Source organism: Rummeliibacillus sp. G93 (genome assembly GCF_023515935.1).
Lineage (GTDB): Bacteria > Bacillota > Bacilli > Bacillales_A > Planococcaceae > Rummeliibacillus > Rummeliibacillus stabekisii.
The window spans coordinates 2,983,350-2,999,610 of record NZ_CP097314.1 but is presented as its reverse complement, the minus strand read 5'-3'; the positions used below and the strand labels follow the sequence as shown (position 1 = coordinate 2,999,610).

Annotated in this window: 18 protein-coding genes; 17 read left to right on the top strand and 1 reads right to left on the bottom strand. The window is 37.4% G+C overall.

Annotated elements, in window-relative coordinates; all coding sequences use genetic code 11:
- The first annotated feature begins 48 nt into the window (after window positions 1-48).
- Window positions 49-942, top strand: a complete 894-nt coding sequence (locus M2M59_RS15140) for a DMT family transporter (RefSeq protein WP_249775000.1) — start codon at window positions 49-51, stop codon at window positions 940-942.
- Between the two features lie 205 nt (window positions 943-1,147).
- Here the strand turns inward: M2M59_RS15140 and M2M59_RS15135 are convergent, their stop codons facing one another.
- A complete protein-coding gene (locus M2M59_RS15135; RefSeq protein WP_249774999.1) occupies window positions 1,148-1,480 on the bottom strand; it encodes a winged helix-turn-helix transcriptional regulator in 333 nt (110 codons plus the stop codon).
- Window positions 1,481-1,646: 166 nt separating this feature from the next.
- Between M2M59_RS15135 and M2M59_RS15130 the strand changes: the two genes are divergently transcribed.
- From M2M59_RS15130 to M2M59_RS15055, 16 genes are all read left to right on the top strand, one after another.
- The gene (locus M2M59_RS15130) at window positions 1,647-2,498 is read left to right on the top strand and encodes a VOC family protein (protein ID WP_249774998.1); all 852 of its coding nucleotides are present in this window, start codon (window positions 1,647-1,649) and stop codon (window positions 2,496-2,498) included.
- Window positions 2,499-2,706: 208 nt separating this feature from the next.
- Window positions 2,707-3,144, top strand: coding sequence for a MarR family winged helix-turn-helix transcriptional regulator (locus M2M59_RS15125; protein ID WP_147198018.1), 438 nt, complete (start codon window positions 2,707-2,709; stop codon window positions 3,142-3,144).
- A gap of 68 nt (window positions 3,145-3,212) precedes the next feature.
- Window positions 3,213-4,160 carry a ring-cleaving dioxygenase gene (locus tag M2M59_RS15120; protein WP_249774997.1) on the top strand — a complete coding sequence of 316 codons (948 nt, stop codon included), beginning with the start codon at window positions 3,213-3,215 and terminating at the stop codon, window positions 4,158-4,160.
- A 55-nt stretch (window positions 4,161-4,215) separates the two neighbouring features.
- The gene (locus tag M2M59_RS15115) at window positions 4,216-5,193 is read left to right on the top strand and encodes a ring-cleaving dioxygenase (RefSeq protein ID WP_249774996.1); all 978 of its coding nucleotides are present in this window, start codon (window positions 4,216-4,218) and stop codon (window positions 5,191-5,193) included.
- A 308-nt stretch (window positions 5,194-5,501) separates the two neighbouring features.
- Window positions 5,502-6,470 (top strand): ABC transporter ATP-binding protein, encoded by a 969-nt coding sequence (locus tag M2M59_RS15110; protein WP_249774995.1) that lies wholly within the window; start codon window positions 5,502-5,504, stop codon window positions 6,468-6,470.
- Window positions 6,463-7,986 (top strand): ABC transporter permease/substrate-binding protein, encoded by a 1,524-nt coding sequence (locus tag M2M59_RS15105; RefSeq protein WP_249774994.1) that lies wholly within the window; start codon window positions 6,463-6,465, stop codon window positions 7,984-7,986. The genes M2M59_RS15110 and M2M59_RS15105 overlap by 8 nt, the downstream gene beginning before the upstream one ends.
- A gap of 85 nt (window positions 7,987-8,071) precedes the next feature.
- A complete protein-coding gene (locus M2M59_RS15100; RefSeq protein WP_147198032.1) occupies window positions 8,072-8,629 on the top strand; it encodes a ribonuclease FAU-1 family protein in 558 nt (185 codons plus the stop codon).
- A 76-nt stretch (window positions 8,630-8,705) separates the two neighbouring features.
- Complete coding sequence (locus M2M59_RS15095) at window positions 8,706-9,764, top strand: LLM class flavin-dependent oxidoreductase (protein ID WP_249776036.1); 1,059 nt, start codon at window positions 8,706-8,708, stop codon at window positions 9,762-9,764.
- A gap of 204 nt (window positions 9,765-9,968) precedes the next feature.
- Window positions 9,969-10,421 (top strand): MarR family winged helix-turn-helix transcriptional regulator, encoded by a 453-nt coding sequence (locus tag M2M59_RS15090; protein ID WP_249774993.1) that lies wholly within the window; start codon window positions 9,969-9,971, stop codon window positions 10,419-10,421.
- A gap of 19 nt (window positions 10,422-10,440) precedes the next feature.
- Window positions 10,441-10,974 carry a spermidine/spermine N(1)-acetyltransferase gene (locus M2M59_RS15085; RefSeq protein ID WP_249774992.1) on the top strand — a complete coding sequence of 178 codons (534 nt, stop codon included), beginning with the start codon at window positions 10,441-10,443 and terminating at the stop codon, window positions 10,972-10,974.
- A gap of 7 nt (window positions 10,975-10,981) precedes the next feature.
- Entirely contained in the window at window positions 10,982-11,596 is a 615-nt protein-coding gene (locus M2M59_RS15080; RefSeq protein ID WP_249774991.1) for an FMN-binding negative transcriptional regulator, read from the top strand.
- Window positions 11,597-11,792: 196 nt separating this feature from the next.
- Window positions 11,793-12,095, top strand: coding sequence for a metal-sensing transcriptional repressor (locus M2M59_RS15075; protein ID WP_066790524.1), 303 nt, complete (start codon window positions 11,793-11,795; stop codon window positions 12,093-12,095).
- Between the two features lie 12 nt (window positions 12,096-12,107).
- Window positions 12,108-14,492 (top strand): heavy metal translocating P-type ATPase, encoded by a 2,385-nt coding sequence (locus M2M59_RS15070; RefSeq protein ID WP_249774990.1) that lies wholly within the window; start codon window positions 12,108-12,110, stop codon window positions 14,490-14,492.
- Between the two features lie 30 nt (window positions 14,493-14,522).
- Window positions 14,523-14,732, top strand: coding sequence for a copper chaperone CopZ (gene copZ, locus M2M59_RS15065; RefSeq protein ID WP_147198042.1), 210 nt, complete (start codon window positions 14,523-14,525; stop codon window positions 14,730-14,732).
- A gap of 289 nt (window positions 14,733-15,021) precedes the next feature.
- Window positions 15,022-15,870: a DUF6612 family protein gene (locus tag M2M59_RS15060; protein ID WP_147198044.1), complete on the top strand. Its 849-nt coding sequence runs from the start codon at window positions 15,022-15,024 to the stop codon at window positions 15,868-15,870.
- Between the two features lie 160 nt (window positions 15,871-16,030).
- On the top strand, window positions 16,031-16,177 hold the full coding sequence (locus tag M2M59_RS15055) for a lmo0937 family membrane protein (protein WP_147198046.1): 147 nt from the start codon (window positions 16,031-16,033) through the stop codon (window positions 16,175-16,177).
- Window positions 16,178-16,261: the final 84 nt, after the last annotated feature.

The following is a 16,261-nucleotide window of genomic DNA, read 5'->3' as shown; positions in this document are numbered from 1 at the left end:
TGGGGTTTTTTAACTCTCAAATGAAATTGAATTGGAGGTTCAGTATTAATGAAAAAATATAGCTTTTTTACATTGATCATCTTGACTACTGTCCTTATGGGCTCATCTTTTGCCATAGGAAAAATTGGATTGGACTACTCATCTCCCTTGTTATTGGCCGGACTACGTTTCTTTCTAGCAGGATGTATTATGAGTGTTATCGTACTGGTACAAAAAAGACCACACCCTAGTGCTATAAAGGATTGGGGAAGAGTGATAATTATCGGTTCTCTACAAACTGCCGGAGTAATGGGATGCATATTTATAAGCTTAAGAACTATATCTGCCAGTGAGTCGTCTATTTTAACTTTTATGAATCCTCTTCTAGTTATTATTTTCGGGACTATTTTTATGGGCAACCGTTACAAATGGTATCAATGGAGTGGAGTCATTCTAGGATTTTTAGGAGTTGGAATAACCTTGGGAGGCATTAATGATTTTAGAATTGGGTTAGTCTTTGGAGCATTCGCTGCTATATTTTGGGCTCTTTCTACATTATTAGTTAGTAGATGGGGTGCTGATTTTAATACTTGGGTACTTTCCGCTTATCAAATGTTGTTTGGGGGATGCATTCTTATCATTTTAAGTTTACTACTTGAAGAGCCATTCTTTTATATTAATAAACATTCATTATGTATTCTCTTATGGTTAAGCATAATGTCTTCAATTGTTCAGTTTGCAGTATGGTACTTCCTTTTACAAAAGGGTGACCCAGGCAAAACGAGTTCCTATCTATTTTTAGCCCCTTTTTTTGGTGTTCTAACTGGGAACGTATTGCTAAACGAACATATTTCCTATTCGCTTATAGCGGGAGGTACTTTCATTTTAATAGGCATTTATCTTGTAAACAATAATTTCAAGAAGAAAACAATATTTGATACTAGTTATCCAAAGATAGATTGAGAATATAAGGAAAAAAGAGAGTAAATTAAGGAGCGATAAAAAGGTGGAAGATAAAACCTGGAAAGATTATTTTAATGAAATTATAAAGTATTATTGTTGTATAAATAATTACTTGTCTTTTTAGGTTATATCTTAAATCAAAAGGGTTATCTCGCCAAATCAATGAATGGCAGATAACCCTTTTTTATTGATAGATAATCCAATATTAATCTTCAAGGAACTCAGCATCCGGTTTAATCCAAGCTTGGGACCAATTTTCGATTTCTTTTAAAATAGATTCCATAGATTGTCCTTTTTCTGTTAGTGAGTATTCGATGATAACGGGAGTTTCTGGAATAACTTCGCGCTTGATAATATCTTGTGACTCTAAATCCTTCAATCGATCTGATAATACCTTTCCGCTTATGCCAATCGAAGTTTGAATTTCATTGAATCGTTGGGGACCCATCAGTAATTGATAAATAATTAACGCGGTCCACCTCTGGCTTAACAATGAAATAGCTTTTTCAAATTTAGGGCAAATTGTAGGTAGTTTCATTTTTTCAGTGCACCTCTCTTATAGTTGATTTTACCACAAAATGAAATTCAGTTATAATATTAAACTTAATAACTTGACAAAACTTAATAATATAAATAAACTTACTTACATAAAGTAACTTACTTAATAAAAATCAATTGTGCTTAATATAAGGAGGACTACAATAATGATATTTCATACTAAGCCCACTACATTTGTGGGGCATGTCAAAATAAAAGTGCAAAACTTGAATCGTTCTTTACAGTTTTATAAGGATATACTTGGTTTTAATATTTTAGAGCAAACAGCTTCTACAGCAAAACTAACTACAGATGGAAAAACCAGCTTTCTATCGCTTGAACAACCTGAAAACGTAATTCCTAAACAAGAAAGAACAACCGGCTTATATCATTTTGCCATCTTATTGCCGGAACAGAAGGACTTGGCTAATATTGTTGTTCATTTAGTGCAAAACGGTATTCGTTTTGGTTCTTCAGATCATCTCGTTAGCGAAGCACTTTACTTGAATGACCCAGATGGAAACCAGATTGAAATCTATCGCGACCGAGTTCCCTCTGAATGGAAATGGAACGACAATGAAGTAGACATGGCGGTTGATCCGTTAGACTTCGACACTTTGTTAAAGCATGCCACTCCGGATCAGCCTTGGGATCGTATGCCGAAAGCTAGTGTAATGGGGCACGTTCATTTACATGTGTCAGAGCTTATCAAAACGGAAGAGTTTTATGTGAAAGGCTTGGGAATGGAAGTCGTGAATCGTTTTGGAGATCAGGCATTGTTCCTTTCTTACGGAAAATACCATCATCATTTAGGTGTCAACACATGGAATGGTGTAGGAATTCCAGCACCAGCCGAGAACAGCGTTGGTCTCGAATCATTTACGCTTCTATTCGATAACGATGAGGTACGTAAACAAGCAGTAATGAACTTGGAGAAAATTGGTGCAAAGATTCTTGAAGAAGAAAACCAGTATGTGACTGTTGATCCTTCTGGCAATCGTATTGTATTAGCAGTATAAAAGTAAATTTCAACTAGATTATGGAAAAGCCCTTTATGAATGGTTATAGCCTCGGCTATCCGTTATAAAGGGCTTTTTTGGGTATCTTATAAGAAGGTGAGAACACATTTTAAAGGGAAATAAAAAAACATCTTTAATTCGAGATATTTTTCTTGTAATTTCTTCACTTGAGGTGTAAAGTGATAGTAACAAAAGGAAGTGAGTCGTATTGAAGAAGAATACTTTAGGTTCATTAATCTGGCTTCGCATTGCTCGTTTCACGCATCAAAGCAATTTATTATCAAATGACTTTTTAAAACAATTTGATATTACGGTTGCGCAGTTTGATGTATTAAATCAGGTTTCGATTTATCAACCTATCACACAAAGTCAGCTCGCCGAAAAAGCAACCTTGTCAGAGGGCGGTATTTCACGTATGCTCACACGGCTAGAAAAAGAGGGATATATCCAACGAAAGCAAGACTGGAAAACAAAATGGATTGTCCTTACTCCACAAGGGGAGCGCAAAATAGAGGAAGTTTTTGATCATCAGCTTGCTTTTCAAACGGCTATTCTTGATGAGTGTTTGACAGAGGAAGAACAGAAAACACTATATATGTTGATGAATAAGCTACAAAAACATACTGAAAACAAATTAGAGAATTAGATGCGCATGAATCTGCGCTATCATTTTTGATTATCACTTAACGTGTAAAGTAAAAGGGGGATTTATTTATGTATAAAATTGCAGGTCACCACCATATTTCAATGATTACCAAAAGTGCAAACAAGAATAATCATTTTTATCGGCATGTTCTTGGGTTGCGCCGTGTGAAGCTAACGGTGAATCAAGATGATGCATCAATGTATCACCTGTTTTTCGGGGATAAAACAGGTAGCCCGGGCACTGAATTATCATTCTTTGAAATTCCACCCGCAGGAAAAACGCATCGCGGTACAAATGCAATCACAAGAATTGGATTGCTGGTTCCATCAGAAGACAGCCTGCATTACTGGCAATCACGCTTAGATGAAAATGGCGTGGCTCATAGTGGGGTGGTCACTTATGCTGGCCGTCCTGCCTTGAAATTTGAAGATCCGGAAGGCCTTCGCTTAGTGTTGCTTGCTGCAAACGGTGAAAAAGTAGCGCACTGGGAAACATGGTTGAAATCTGAGGTGCCAGCTGAACATCAAATACAAGGGATGGGTCCAGTAGAAATTACAGTGAGAAGACTCGAAAAGCTAGCAAATACTCTTACGGATCTTTTTGGTTATACTACAGTACATTATTCAGAGGATGAAGCGATATTTCAATCCATCAAGGGAGAGCCTTTTGGTGAAATAATCGTGAAGTACCTAGATGGTCCTACTGAAAGACCGGGACGTGGCAGTATACATCATTTAGCCATCCGAGCAAAAGATGAAGAAGAGCTTGCTTTTTGGGAGGAGAAAGTACGGGCACGTGGCTTCCACACCTCAAGCATCATTGACCGCTTTTACTTTAAAAGCTTGTACTTCAGAGAATCAAATGGAATTTTATTTGAAATAGCAACAGATGGACCGGGCTTTGCAATAGATGGAGATGTGGAACACTTAGGCGAAAAACTTGATTTGCCACCGTTTTTAGAGGAACGCAGAGCAGAGATTGAAGCACATTTATCTCCGATTGAAGAAAATGAATAGAAGAACGTATAGATGCAATATATAAATTAAAACTATATTCTAGGAGGAATACAAAATGAACCATCTTAAAGGAATACACCATGTAACAGCGATTACGAGCAGTGCAGAAAAGAACTATGAATTTTTCACTTATGTATTAGGTATGCGATTAGTGAAAAAAACAGTCAATCAAGATGATATCCAAACATATCATTTATTCTTTGCCGATGATAAAGGTAGTGCGGGAACAGACATGACTTTCTTTGACTTTCCTGGTATTCCGAAGGGTATTCATGGAACAAACGAGATATCAAAAACATCTTTCCGTGTGCCAAGTGATGCAGCATTAGCATATTGGGAAAAACGCTTTGATCGATTAGAAGTTAAGCATACTGGTATCGTAAAACAATTTGGTAAGAGTACGCTCTCTTTTGTTGATTTTGACGATCAACAATATCAATTGATTTCAGATGAAATCAATACAGGAGTGGAATCAGGCACACCTTGGCAAAAAGGACCTATCCCGCTTGAGTATGCGATTACTGGCTTAGGACCTGTCTTTGTTCGAATTGCAAACTTTGATTACTTTAAAGAAATGATGGAGAAAGTTCTCTTATTTAAAGAGATTGCGAAAGAAGGGTCATTCCACTTATTTGAAGTAGGTGAAGGGGGCAATGGTGCATCTGTTGTTGTTGAGCACAATTCTATTTTGCCAGATGCCCGACAAGGATTCGGGACAGTACACCATGCGGCTTTCCGAGTAGAAGATCGAACTGTACTAGATGAATGGACAAAACGAATGGATAGCTTTGGCTTCCATACTTCTGGTTATGTGAATCGTCACTTCTTTGAATCACTTTACGCAAGAGTGGCACCGCAAATTCTATTCGAGTTTGCCACAGATGGTCCAGGATTCATGGGTGATGAACCATACGAAACACTCGGAGAAAAACTATCATTGCCACCATTTTTAGAGCCTAAACGCGAAAAAATAGAAAAACTGGTTCGCCCAATTGATACAGTAAGAAGCACCAAAGAATTCATCAAAGAATAAACATACTTCAAACCGAATGAGAACATTATTATTATAAAAATAAATGCCCTTTACACGACTTTATTTATCCGTTGTAGAGGGCTTTTTATATTTTATTCTAATCATCACTTAACTTTAAACTTCCTAGGTGGAGTTATATCCTTTACTCAAACAAACCTCATTAGAAATTGGATTCCAGCAACTAAGAATCATTGCGAGACCCAAAATCCCAAAGAACGGTAAATAGTTTTAACAATTAAAGGATTAAGGTATAGAACTAGAGAATGATTAGTTAACGTACGGAAACGAAAATATAAGGGGTCACTATGATGATTAAATTTGAAAATGTATCAAAGAGATACCAAGATGGAACCATTGCAGTCGATTCATTGAACTTGGAGATAAAGAAGGGAGAATTCTTTGTTCTTATTGGGCCTAGTGGTTGTGGCAAGACAACAACCCTAAAAATGATTAATCGATTGATTCCGCTGTCCGATGGAACCATATTTTTTGATGAACAGAAAATTAGTGAGTATGACATCCACGAATTAAGGTGGAATATTGGCTACGTACTTCAGCAAATCGCACTGTTTCCACATATGACAATCGAAGAAAATATTACTGTTGTCCCTGAAATGAAAAAATGGTCAAAAGAAAAGATGAAAGAACGAGCGTATGAACTGATGGACATAGTGGGGTTGGATCCTAAAATGTATGCAAATCGGAAACCTAAAGAATTATCGGGCGGTGAGCAGCAACGAGTCGGTGTGATACGAGCTTTGGCAGCTGATCCAGAAATAATCTTAATGGACGAACCTTTCAGCGCATTAGATCCGATCAGTCGCGAGAGGCTTCAAGATGATATGTTGGATTTAAAGAAGAACCTTAAAAAGACAACTGTTTTTGTCACCCATGATATGCAAGAGGCATTAAAACTGGCAGACCGAATTTGTATTATGGAAAAAGGGAAAATTGTTCAAATAGGAACACCTCGTGAACTTGTGTTGAATCCCGCCAATGATTTTGTAAAGAAATTCATCGGTGATCAAGCCCACAGTCCTTGGATGGCTGATGTTGATTTAGAGCGAATCATCCAACCACTTGGGCAGGGTGAAATGTTAGAAAATCTCGCTGTTATATCTGTATCTTCCTCTTTGAAACAAGTATTGGATAATCTGTCCCAACATGAACAACTCATTGTGGAAAGAGATGGAGAATGGATTGGCAGAATTAATCGAAAGTCCATTATCCAATTGTTATCTGAAGAATGGAATGAAGGGGGTCTGAGTAATGACTGAATTTTTGCATGTGTTTCAAGAAAGAAGAGGCGAGTTATTCGCTGCACTGCTAGAACACATTCAGATATCACTGATTGCCCTTATTCTTGCAGTCATCATTGCCATCCCTCTAGGTATTTATCTCACAAAACATCAAAGAATAGCAGAAGGAATAATTGGTATCACTTCTGTGATTCAGACGATACCTTCTCTAGCGTTATTGGGTATATTAATTCCATTATTCGGGATTGGGCGAATACCGGCCATTATTGCGTTAGTTGCCTATGCATTGCTTCCAATCGTACGAAATACGTTTACAGGAATAAATGAGGTGAATCCCGCATTAATAGAGGCGGCTAGAGCCATGGGAATGAACTTCAGAAAACGATTGCTGAAGGTCGAAATTCCGCTTGCGATGCCGGTCATTATGGCGGGTATCCGAACAGCCACAGTATTAATTATAGGAACGGCCACTCTTGCTGCATTGATTGGTGCAGGTGGGCTTGGTGACATTATTCTTCTGGGAATTGACCGAAACAATACGAATTTAATCCTTCTAGGTGCCATTCCTGCCGCTTTACTAGCGATTCTATTTGATTACCTGCTTAAAAAGCTTGAAAGCTTATCCTTCAAAAAGGCTTTCCTAGCCATTGGCTCTATCGGTGTTTTGGCGGTGGCTATTATATTGGCGCCTTTCATTGGACAGCAAGACCAGAAAATTGTAATTGCTGGGAAGCTTGGTTCAGAACCGGAGATCTTAATTAATATGTACAAGCTGTTAATAGAAAGTGAGACAGATTTAAAGGTGGAATTAAAGCCGGGACTGGGCAAAACTTCATTCGTATTTAATGCCCTCAAATCTGGCAGTGTGGATGTATATCCAGAGTTTACAGGTACAGCTATTTCTGAATTTCTAAAAGAAACCGCAAAGAGTACCGACCGGAAGGAAGTATACCAACAAGCCAAAACTGGATTATTGAACAAGTATGAAATGGTACTGCTGAAGCCCATGCAGTATAACAATACTTATGCACTGGCTGTGTCAAACCGTTTTGCAAATCAATATGGAGTCAAGTCCATTTCTGATTTAAAAGGAATACAAGATAAAGTTCATGCAGGATTCACACTGGAATTTTCCGATAGGGAAGATGGATATAAGGGAATTCAATCGTTGTATGGTATTCATTTTTCTTCCCTTGTGACAATGGAGCCGAAATTGCGCTATAACGCTGTCAAATCGGGTGAAATTAATTTAGTTGATGCTTATTCTACCGATAGTGAATTAAGACAATATAAACTAAAGGTACTGGAAGATGACCAACATTTATTCCCGCCTTATCAGGGAGCGCCTTTAATGAAAGAGGCAACTGCCAAAAAATATCCTGAAATGCTCAAGGCATTAAATAAATTGGCCGGAAAAATAACCGATGATGAAATGCGGACTATGAATTACGAAGTGAATGTAAAAGGGAAAAGTCCGACAGAAGTAGCGAAAGAATACTTGCAAAAGAATGCTCTGTTAAGTAACTCTAAATAAGTAAACAGCAGGAGAACTTTTGAATCTCCTGCTTATTGGTTTTAGGCTATTGCAGAACCTATGATAGGAGTTGAAATGAAAAGTAATGGCAGAATGGGATATATCAAGTATTCAAAGTTTTGATAAAGTAATCGAAAGAAAAATCCGTTATGATTCAACAATAGTGAATCATAATTGCCTCTTGCTGGAAGCGGATAGTCAATCTATAGTCCTTTTTCATAAAGTAGCTACCACCTTTACGATGGTAGCTGAACAAAATGAATTAATCATCCCTGAAGGCAGTTATACAGTAGCGTACTACTGGAGGGATCAGCCGTTTAATTTATATATTTGGAGAGATGAGAACGAAAACTATTTAGGCGCTTATTTTAATATCGTTAAAAATACAGGTTTCAAAGATAATGTCTTATTCTTTGAGGATTTGATTATTGATGTTGTCATTTTTCCGAATGGGGAGTACTTTATACTGGATGAAGATGAACTACCGCAACCATTAGCAATAATGGAAAACGGCTTTGTCTTACAATCATTAAATACACTAATTGAAAAGATTGATTCATTTCTTCCCCAGCTAATTCATAATGCTAACATGAATTTTCAACACAAAGAGATAATTCCCTTGGTTAAACAAAAAGATTCATAGGGAAAAATCGATGTGTAAGGAAAGAGAATGCATTGTGAAACGTTAAATTAAGAAAAGGTGTTGAATAAAAATGGGTATGGAAAAATACCGTATTGATGAAAGTAAGGGGATGGAGTTCGGGATATATACGTTGGGCGATCATTTAGCCAACCCACATACAGGTGAGCGCATTTCAGCCAAACAACGTGTTCAAGAAATCATTGAAGCAGCAAAGTTAGCGGAGCAAGCAGGAATTGATTTCTTTAGTGTAGGAGAAAGCCATCAAGAATATTTCGCTTCGCAAGCACATGCAGTGATACTATCAGCTATTGCACAAGCAACGGAAAAGATAAAAATCGGCAGCTCATCTACGATTATTTCTACTTCTGATCCTGTTCGCGTGTATGAGGATTTTGCCACGATTGATTTGATATCTGATGGACGTGCAGAGATTATTGCCGGTCGTGCTTCAAGGATTGGGCTCTTCGAATTGTTGGGCTATAATGTTCAGGATTACGCAGAACTCTTTGAGGAAAAGTTCGAGTTGCTGCTTCAGATTAATGAAAATGAAGTGGTGAATTGGAGCGGAGACTTAAGAGCTCCTTTAAGAAATGCAGTCGTGCTACCACGCCCTAAGAATGGTTCTTTACCGATTTGGCGAGCTGTCGGCGGTACTCCAACTAGTGCGGTTAAGGCTGGTCTTCAAGGCGTACCAATGGCTTTAGCAACGCTCGGCGGTCCAGTTTCCCATTTTAAAATGTCTATCGAGGCGTATCGCCAGGGATTAATGCAAGCAGGGCACCAACCAGCTGATTTTCCAGTTGCAACGACAGGCTTTTTCTATGCGGCAGAGACGACTCAGCAAGCACTAGCAGAATATTATCCGCACATCAATGAAGGAATGAAACGAACAAATGGATCTGGTTTCTCACGTCAATTATTTGAACAAGGTGCAGAGCGTGATAGTGTAATGCTTGTCGGCAGCCCACAAGAAATCATTGAAAAGATGTTATATCAACATGAACAATTTAGCCACCAACGATATATGGGACAGTTAGAGTTCGGTGGAGTACCGTTTAATAAAATCATGAAAAATATTGAATTGATAGGTACTGAAATTCTTCCTGCTATTAAAAAATATACAACTAAAAAATAGGGTGGGAGGGTATAATCCCCACTTGAATACACTCCAAATAAGCTGAATCTACACATAAAAGTAGATTCAGCTTATTTGTCATTACGGAAAGTAAGACTCCCATAATTTCGGTTTTTTATTGCAAATGCAACAAAAATACGCTACATTTAATTTAACTTAATTTTGTTGTATTTGCAACAATAAGAAGTATATGAGGTGTTTATAATGAAGGACATTCTTCGAGAAATTGGAATGATAGCCAGGGCTTTAGATTCGATTAGCAATATCGAGTTTAAAGAACATGATCTTACGAAGGGACAATATTTGTACCTCGTCCGAATATGTGAAAATCCGGGCATCATTCTCGAAAAGTTAGCAGAAATGATAAAGGTAGATCGAACGACTGCATCCAGAGCTGTAAAGAAATTAGATATGAATGGCTTTATTGAGAAGAAGGGAGATCAGCATAATAAAAAAATCAAAAGACTTTACCCGACAGAGAAAGGGCAAAGTGTTTATCCATTTATCATTCGGGAAAACGATCATTCCAATAAAGTGGCGTTGGATGGCTTTTCTGAAGAGGAAGCAGAGCGGGCATTACAGCTTTTGCAAAAGGTAAGAATGAACATCGAGAAGAACTGGGATTATGTGAAGAAGGGAAATAAGCGTAGTTATTAATACAAGGAGCGTATGGAAGATGAATCATAAAATAAGAGAGTGCAATCTTAGTGATCTTAAAACACTACAAGAAATAAGCATAGAAACATTCTATGATACATTCAAGGACCAAAACTCACCTAAAAATATGGCAGCCTATTTAGAAAAAGCATTTAATCTAGAACAACTTAAAGAAGAATTAGCTACAGCAGGATCTCAATTCTATTTTATTTATTTGAATGATGAAATTGCAGGTTATTTAAAGATCAACATTCTGGATGCGCAATCTGAAAAAATGGGTGATGATTCACTCGAAATTGAACGGATTTATATTAGATCATCATTTCAAAAGCATGGTCTTGGCAAATCCTTATACCAAAAGGCCATTGCATGTGCGAATGAATGGGGCAAAAAGAAAATATGGCTTGGCGTATGGGAAAAGAATGAAAATGCTATCGCATTTTATAAAAAGATGGGTTTTGAACAATCAGGTTCCCACTCTTTCTATATGGGCGATGAAGAACAAATTGACTTGATCATGGTGAAAAGTTTAACCAATTCATTCGAAGGGTGAGCTGAATATGTATATCCCAAAGCATTATAAGGAAACGAATATGGAAGAAATAAAAGAATTTATTCAAGGGAATTCTTTTGGGACGGTCGTATCAACAGAACAGGGAAAACCCATTGCAACCCATTTGCCATTGGAGCTACATAAAAAGGGTAATCAATATTACATAACCGGGCATATGGCACATGGCAATCCTCAATGGAAAACGTTTGAGAATGAAGATGATTCAATACTTGTTATGTATCAAGGCCCAGATGCTTACATTTCTTCTTCTTGGTATAAGCATGAAAATGTTCCAACTTGGAATTATCAAGCGGTCCATATTTATGGCTCTGCTAGCCTGATGACCCAACAAGAATTAGAAGAAGATCTTATTCTCTTATTACAAAAATACGAAAACCATCGCCAAAATCCTGTGTTATGGGAGAATCTTTCTCCTCAAGCGAAAAAGCAGATTAAAGGAATTGTTGGATTTAAAATTGAAGTAAAAGAAGTGCAAGCTGCTTATAAATTAAGCCAAAACCGCAATGAGGAAGATTATAATCGAATTGTTGAAAATCTACGGGATGAACAACAGGAAAACTCCATGCAAATGGCAGATTTGATGGAGAAGAGAAGAAAGTAGTAAGTGATTTTATGTCAGTTTAAATATCTTGCCAGTAGCCGTTGGCGGTTACTGGCAATTTTTTTATGTCGAAATTTCTACGGAAGTGTAATAAAGAAAAACGCAGATTTTTAAAAAATGCCCAAACAATTTCGTTGACATTAAATACTATAGGGGGGTATAGTATAGAAAAACAAGATATAAGGAAGTGGTTCTTTTGGATAAATTCTTGCACGATAAACCAAGCCATCCAAGATCAAAAGATGAGAAACAAGCGGTGATTAACCGATTAAAGAGAATTGAGGGACAGGTGCGAGGCATTCAGAAGATGGTAGAAGAGGACCGCTACTGTGTTGATATACTCGTACAGATTAGTGCCATCCAAGCGGCATTAAAAAATGTAGGTTTTACAGTAACCGAACGGCATATGAACCATTGTGTCACACATGCAATTGAGCAAGGTGAAGGTAAGGATATGATTACAGAGTTGATGAATGTATTAAAACAATTTTCTAAGTAAGGAGGATGTATGATGAGCGAAACAAACCATGCCACATTAGGCATAACAGGTATGACCTGTGCAGCATGTTCAAATAGAATTGAAAAAACATTGAATAAAATGGATGGTGTAGATGCTCAAGTAAATCTAACAACAGAAAAGGCATCTATTGATTTTGATCCTGACAAAACATCTCTAGATGATATCTCCAAAAAAATTGAGAACATCGGATATGGTGTTTTAACAGAGAAAGTGGACCTTGATGTATTTGGTATGACGTGTGCAGCATGCTCGAACCGTATAGAAAAGGTCTTGAATAAACAAGCAGGCGTGTCCAATGCTACTGTTAATTTAACGACAGAGAGCGCAATGATTGAATACAATCCAGGAATGGTTGATGTAGATTCTTTGATTGAAAAGATAAAAAATACTGGCTATGATGCAAAACCAAAAGCAGAAGCAGAGGAAAAGCAAACCCATAAGGAAAAAGAACTCCAAGGCAAGAAATTGAAATTAATTGTTTCAGCCATTCTTTCCGCTCCGCTTTTAGTTACGATGTTAGTTCATTTATTCCATATAAGCATCCCAAGTATATTTATGAATCCATGGTTTCAGTTTGCGCTAGCAACGCCAGTTCAATTCATAATCGGATGGCAATTCTATGTAGGAGCCTATAAAAACCTTCGCAATGGCGGAGCCAATATGGATGTACTCGTCGCTTTAGGAACAAGCGCAGCTTATTTCTATAGTTTGTATGAAGCAGTCAAAACTATTGGCCATTCAGCCTATATGCCGCATTTGTATTTTGAAACAAGCGCAGTTCTTATCACTTTAATTTTGTTTGGTAAATATTTAGAAGCAAAGGCTAAAACTCAAACTACTAACGCAATTTCAGAATTGCTCAATTTACAAGCAAAAGAGGCTCGCGTGGTCAAAGATGGAAAAGAAGTGATGATTCCAGTAGAGGAAGTAAAAGTGGGAGATCATCTAATTGTCAAACCAGGAGAAAAAATACCGGTAGACGGTATAGTCATGAAAGGTAAAACATCTGTTGATGAATCGATGCTAACAGGTGAATCTATCCCGATTGAAAAAGATCCGGGTGCCAAACTCATTGGTTCAACGATCAATAAAAACGGATCAATTGAAATGGAAGCAACCAAAGTAGGAAAAGATACAGCACTTGCATCCATCGTAAAAGTAGTCGAAGAAGCGCAAGGCTCGAAAGCGCCAATTCAACGTTTAGCGGATGTCATATCAGGCTACTTCGTACCCATTGTTATTGGGATTGCTGTGGTAACCTTTGCCATCTGGATTCTATTTGTAGAGCCTGGCCAATTTGAGCCTGCACTAGTCGCAGCGATTGCTGTACTAGTTATTGCCTGTCCATGTGCATTAGGGCTCGCAACACCAACTTCTATTATGGTAGGTACAGGAAGAGCTGCCGAAAGTGGAATTCTTTTTAAAGGTGGAGAGCATTTAGAAAGAACCCATCAATTACAAGCAATCGTCCTAGATAAAACAGGAACCATTACAAAAGGGAAACCTGAAGTAACTGATTTCTATGGTGACACAGAAGCATTGCAGCTGTTAGCAAGTGCAGAAAAGGGTTCAGAACACCCGCTTGCAGGTGCTATTGTAGCCTATGCGACAGAGAATGATATTGACTTCGTAGATGTAGAGTCATTTAACGCAATTCCTGGTCATGGGATCCAAGCAGAGATAGCTGGAAAACAAGTACTAGTCGGTAATCGAAAATTAATGATTGATCATCAAGTTGATATTGAAGGCAAGGATGAAAAATTAACCGAATTTGAAACTGAAGGCAAGACGGCGATGCTGTTGGCAATTGACGGTACGTATCGCGGTATTGTAGCAGTAGCGGATACAATTAAGGAAACAGCTCCACAAGCTATCAAAGAGTTAAAAGAACAAGGTCTGGAAGTAATTATGCTGACAGGCGATAATGAAAGAACAGCAGAGGCTATTGCGAAACAAGTAGGCATTGATCATGTCATCGCGCAAGTATTGCCTGAAGAAAAAGCAGATAAAGTAAAAGAAATCCAAGCACAGGGTAAAAAAGTAGCAATGGTTGGCGATGGTGTTAACGATGCCCCTGCCCTTGTGACAGCAGATATCGGGATTGCGATTGGCACAGGTACAGAAGTGGCTATTGAAGCAGCCGATGTGACTATCTTAGGCGGCGAGCTGCTGCTTATACCAAAGGCGATCAAAATCAGTCATGCAACCATTCGCAATATCCGCCAAAACCTATTTTGGGCATTCGGCTATAATACAGCTGGCATCCCTGTAGCAGCCATCGGTTTACTAGCTCCATGGATAGCAGGTGCTGCTATGGCATTAAGCTCAGTTAGTGTTGTGACAAACTCGCTTCGATTGAAACGGATAAAATTATAAGCGGTACACTTTGAAGGAGGTGAATACAGAATGGAAACGAAAACATTAGCCGTACAAGGTATGTCTTGCGGTCATTGCAAATCTTCAGTAGAAGGTGCTTTGAATCAATTGGATGGCGTATCATCAGCTGAAGTAAATTTAGAGGCTGGTAATGTAGCTGTTGCTTATGATGATTCAAAAGTAACGCTTGCTGCTATGAAAGAAGCGATTGAAGAACAAGGCTATGATGTGGAAGCATAATGCAAAAAGAAGAAGCTGATTTCCTATATGGAAACCAGCTTTTTTATTTTATGAAGAGGTGTTAACTACTAATAAAAAGTGGGAAAAGGCAATATCATACTAGTTCTATGGAAACAAACATAAGAAGACATAATACTCAGTGTGAGAAATTTGTATTAATTCATATGTCACCTTCCTTTTATTCCATTGAAATACAAAAAAATTAAAAATAGTAAATATGGTTGACTGCATTTTTTAGTGCTTCCTTTATACTAAATTGTAGGACGAAATATAAAAGAAGGAAGTGGAAGTGTTGAAAAAAATTCTTTCCCTTACAATGGGATTACTTTTGGTATTTATGCTAGGAGCATGTAACTCAAAGGCAGAACCAGTAAACAAACAAAATGGGTCTACTGCCAAAGCTGATTCAGGTTTGACATTAGAGCAAGTATTTAAAAAATCTACTGAAGCCTCTAAAAACTTAAAAAGTTACAGAACAAAAATGGAAGTTATACAAAATATCAATTCTGGTCAAAATAATGTAGAGACAGATACAGGTATCATCATGGATGTAGTTCAAAACCCTATGTCTTTCTATCAAAAGTTAATGATGAAGGCTCCAGAGTCTGACAAAATGATTCAAACAAAGAGCTATTTTACAAAGGACGGTATGTTTACGTATGATCCAAATTCAAAAAAATGGATGAAGTTCCCAGCGGAAATGGCGGATCAATTAGCGCAAGCTTCCAATCAACAAACAGATCCTATGGCAGAGATTAAGCAACTGAAGAAATTCGTCAAGGACTTTAAATTTAAACAAAATGATAAAAACTATATCCTATTATTAAATGCTTCAGGTGAAAAGTTCACTCATTTCATTCAAGAAAAGGTTCAAAAAACATTGCCAGCTGGAATGGCTAATTCTGCTGAATTGTTGAAAGATATGAAAATCAACAAAGTAGATTATGAGATTCATATCGATAAAAAGACATTTTATCCGACTATGTTAAATCTCAACATGGACATGTCATTAAATGCTCAAGGTCAACCAGTAAAGATAAAACAAGAGATCATGAGCAAGTATGAGAAATATAATCAAATTAAAGAAATAGTAGTGCCGGAAAAAGTAAAGAAAAAAGCAGTTGAAATTAATTCTTAATGAATTGAACTTCTATATAGTGATTAGACCAATTTTGCAGATTAGCAGCAGAATTATTGCGAGTGAAGATAATTTGGCAAGCATTTGTTTAGTAAATTGTTCTGCGGGGTAATAAATAAATGTAAATAAATTTAAATTATCTGCAGAAAGGATGTTTATGATGCTTTGGACGTTAATAGGACTTCTAGTTCTTTTCTGGGTACTAGGCCTTATATTCCATATTGGCGGAGGATTAATTCATATTCTTCTTGTCATTGCGCTGATTGTCTTTATTGTTCGCCTTTTCACTGGAACAGCACGAAGTTGAACGACGTAGCGTATAATAGAAAATAATAAAGAGTGCCTTAGAAGAGAATGCTTCTAAGGCACTCTTTTTTGAAGTGATTAAGAT

What these genes read in the sequence shown, in the direction of transcription:
- M2M59_RS15140 (WP_249775000.1), top strand. Translation starts at nt 49, where the DNA reads ATGAAAAAATATAGCTTTTTTACATTGATCATCTTGACTACTGTCCTT.
- M2M59_RS15135 (WP_249774999.1), bottom strand. Translation starts at nt 1,480, where the DNA reads ATGAAACTACCTACAATTTGCCCTAAATTTGAAAAAGCTATTTCATTG.
- M2M59_RS15130 (WP_249774998.1), top strand. Translation starts at nt 1,647, where the DNA reads ATGATATTTCATACTAAGCCCACTACATTTGTGGGGCATGTCAAAATA.
- M2M59_RS15120 (WP_249774997.1), top strand. Translation starts at nt 3,213, where the DNA reads ATGTATAAAATTGCAGGTCACCACCATATTTCAATGATTACCAAAAGT.
- M2M59_RS15115 (WP_249774996.1), top strand. Translation starts at nt 4,216, where the DNA reads ATGAACCATCTTAAAGGAATACACCATGTAACAGCGATTACGAGCAGT.
- M2M59_RS15110 (WP_249774995.1), top strand. Translation starts at nt 5,502, where the DNA reads ATGATTAAATTTGAAAATGTATCAAAGAGATACCAAGATGGAACCATT.
- M2M59_RS15105 (WP_249774994.1), top strand. Translation starts at nt 6,463, where the DNA reads ATGACTGAATTTTTGCATGTGTTTCAAGAAAGAAGAGGCGAGTTATTC.
- M2M59_RS15100 (WP_147198032.1), top strand. Translation starts at nt 8,072, where the DNA reads ATGGCAGAATGGGATATATCAAGTATTCAAAGTTTTGATAAAGTAATC.
- M2M59_RS15095 (WP_249776036.1), top strand. Translation starts at nt 8,706, where the DNA reads ATGGAAAAATACCGTATTGATGAAAGTAAGGGGATGGAGTTCGGGATA.
- M2M59_RS15090 (WP_249774993.1), top strand. Translation starts at nt 9,969, where the DNA reads ATGAAGGACATTCTTCGAGAAATTGGAATGATAGCCAGGGCTTTAGAT.
- M2M59_RS15085 (WP_249774992.1), top strand. Translation starts at nt 10,441, where the DNA reads ATGAATCATAAAATAAGAGAGTGCAATCTTAGTGATCTTAAAACACTA.
- M2M59_RS15080 (WP_249774991.1), top strand. Translation starts at nt 10,982, where the DNA reads ATGTATATCCCAAAGCATTATAAGGAAACGAATATGGAAGAAATAAAA.
- M2M59_RS15070 (WP_249774990.1), top strand. Translation starts at nt 12,108, where the DNA reads ATGAGCGAAACAAACCATGCCACATTAGGCATAACAGGTATGACCTGT.
- copZ (WP_147198042.1), top strand. Translation starts at nt 14,523, where the DNA reads ATGGAAACGAAAACATTAGCCGTACAAGGTATGTCTTGCGGTCATTGC.
- M2M59_RS15055 (WP_147198046.1), top strand. Translation starts at nt 16,031, where the DNA reads ATGCTTTGGACGTTAATAGGACTTCTAGTTCTTTTCTGGGTACTAGGC.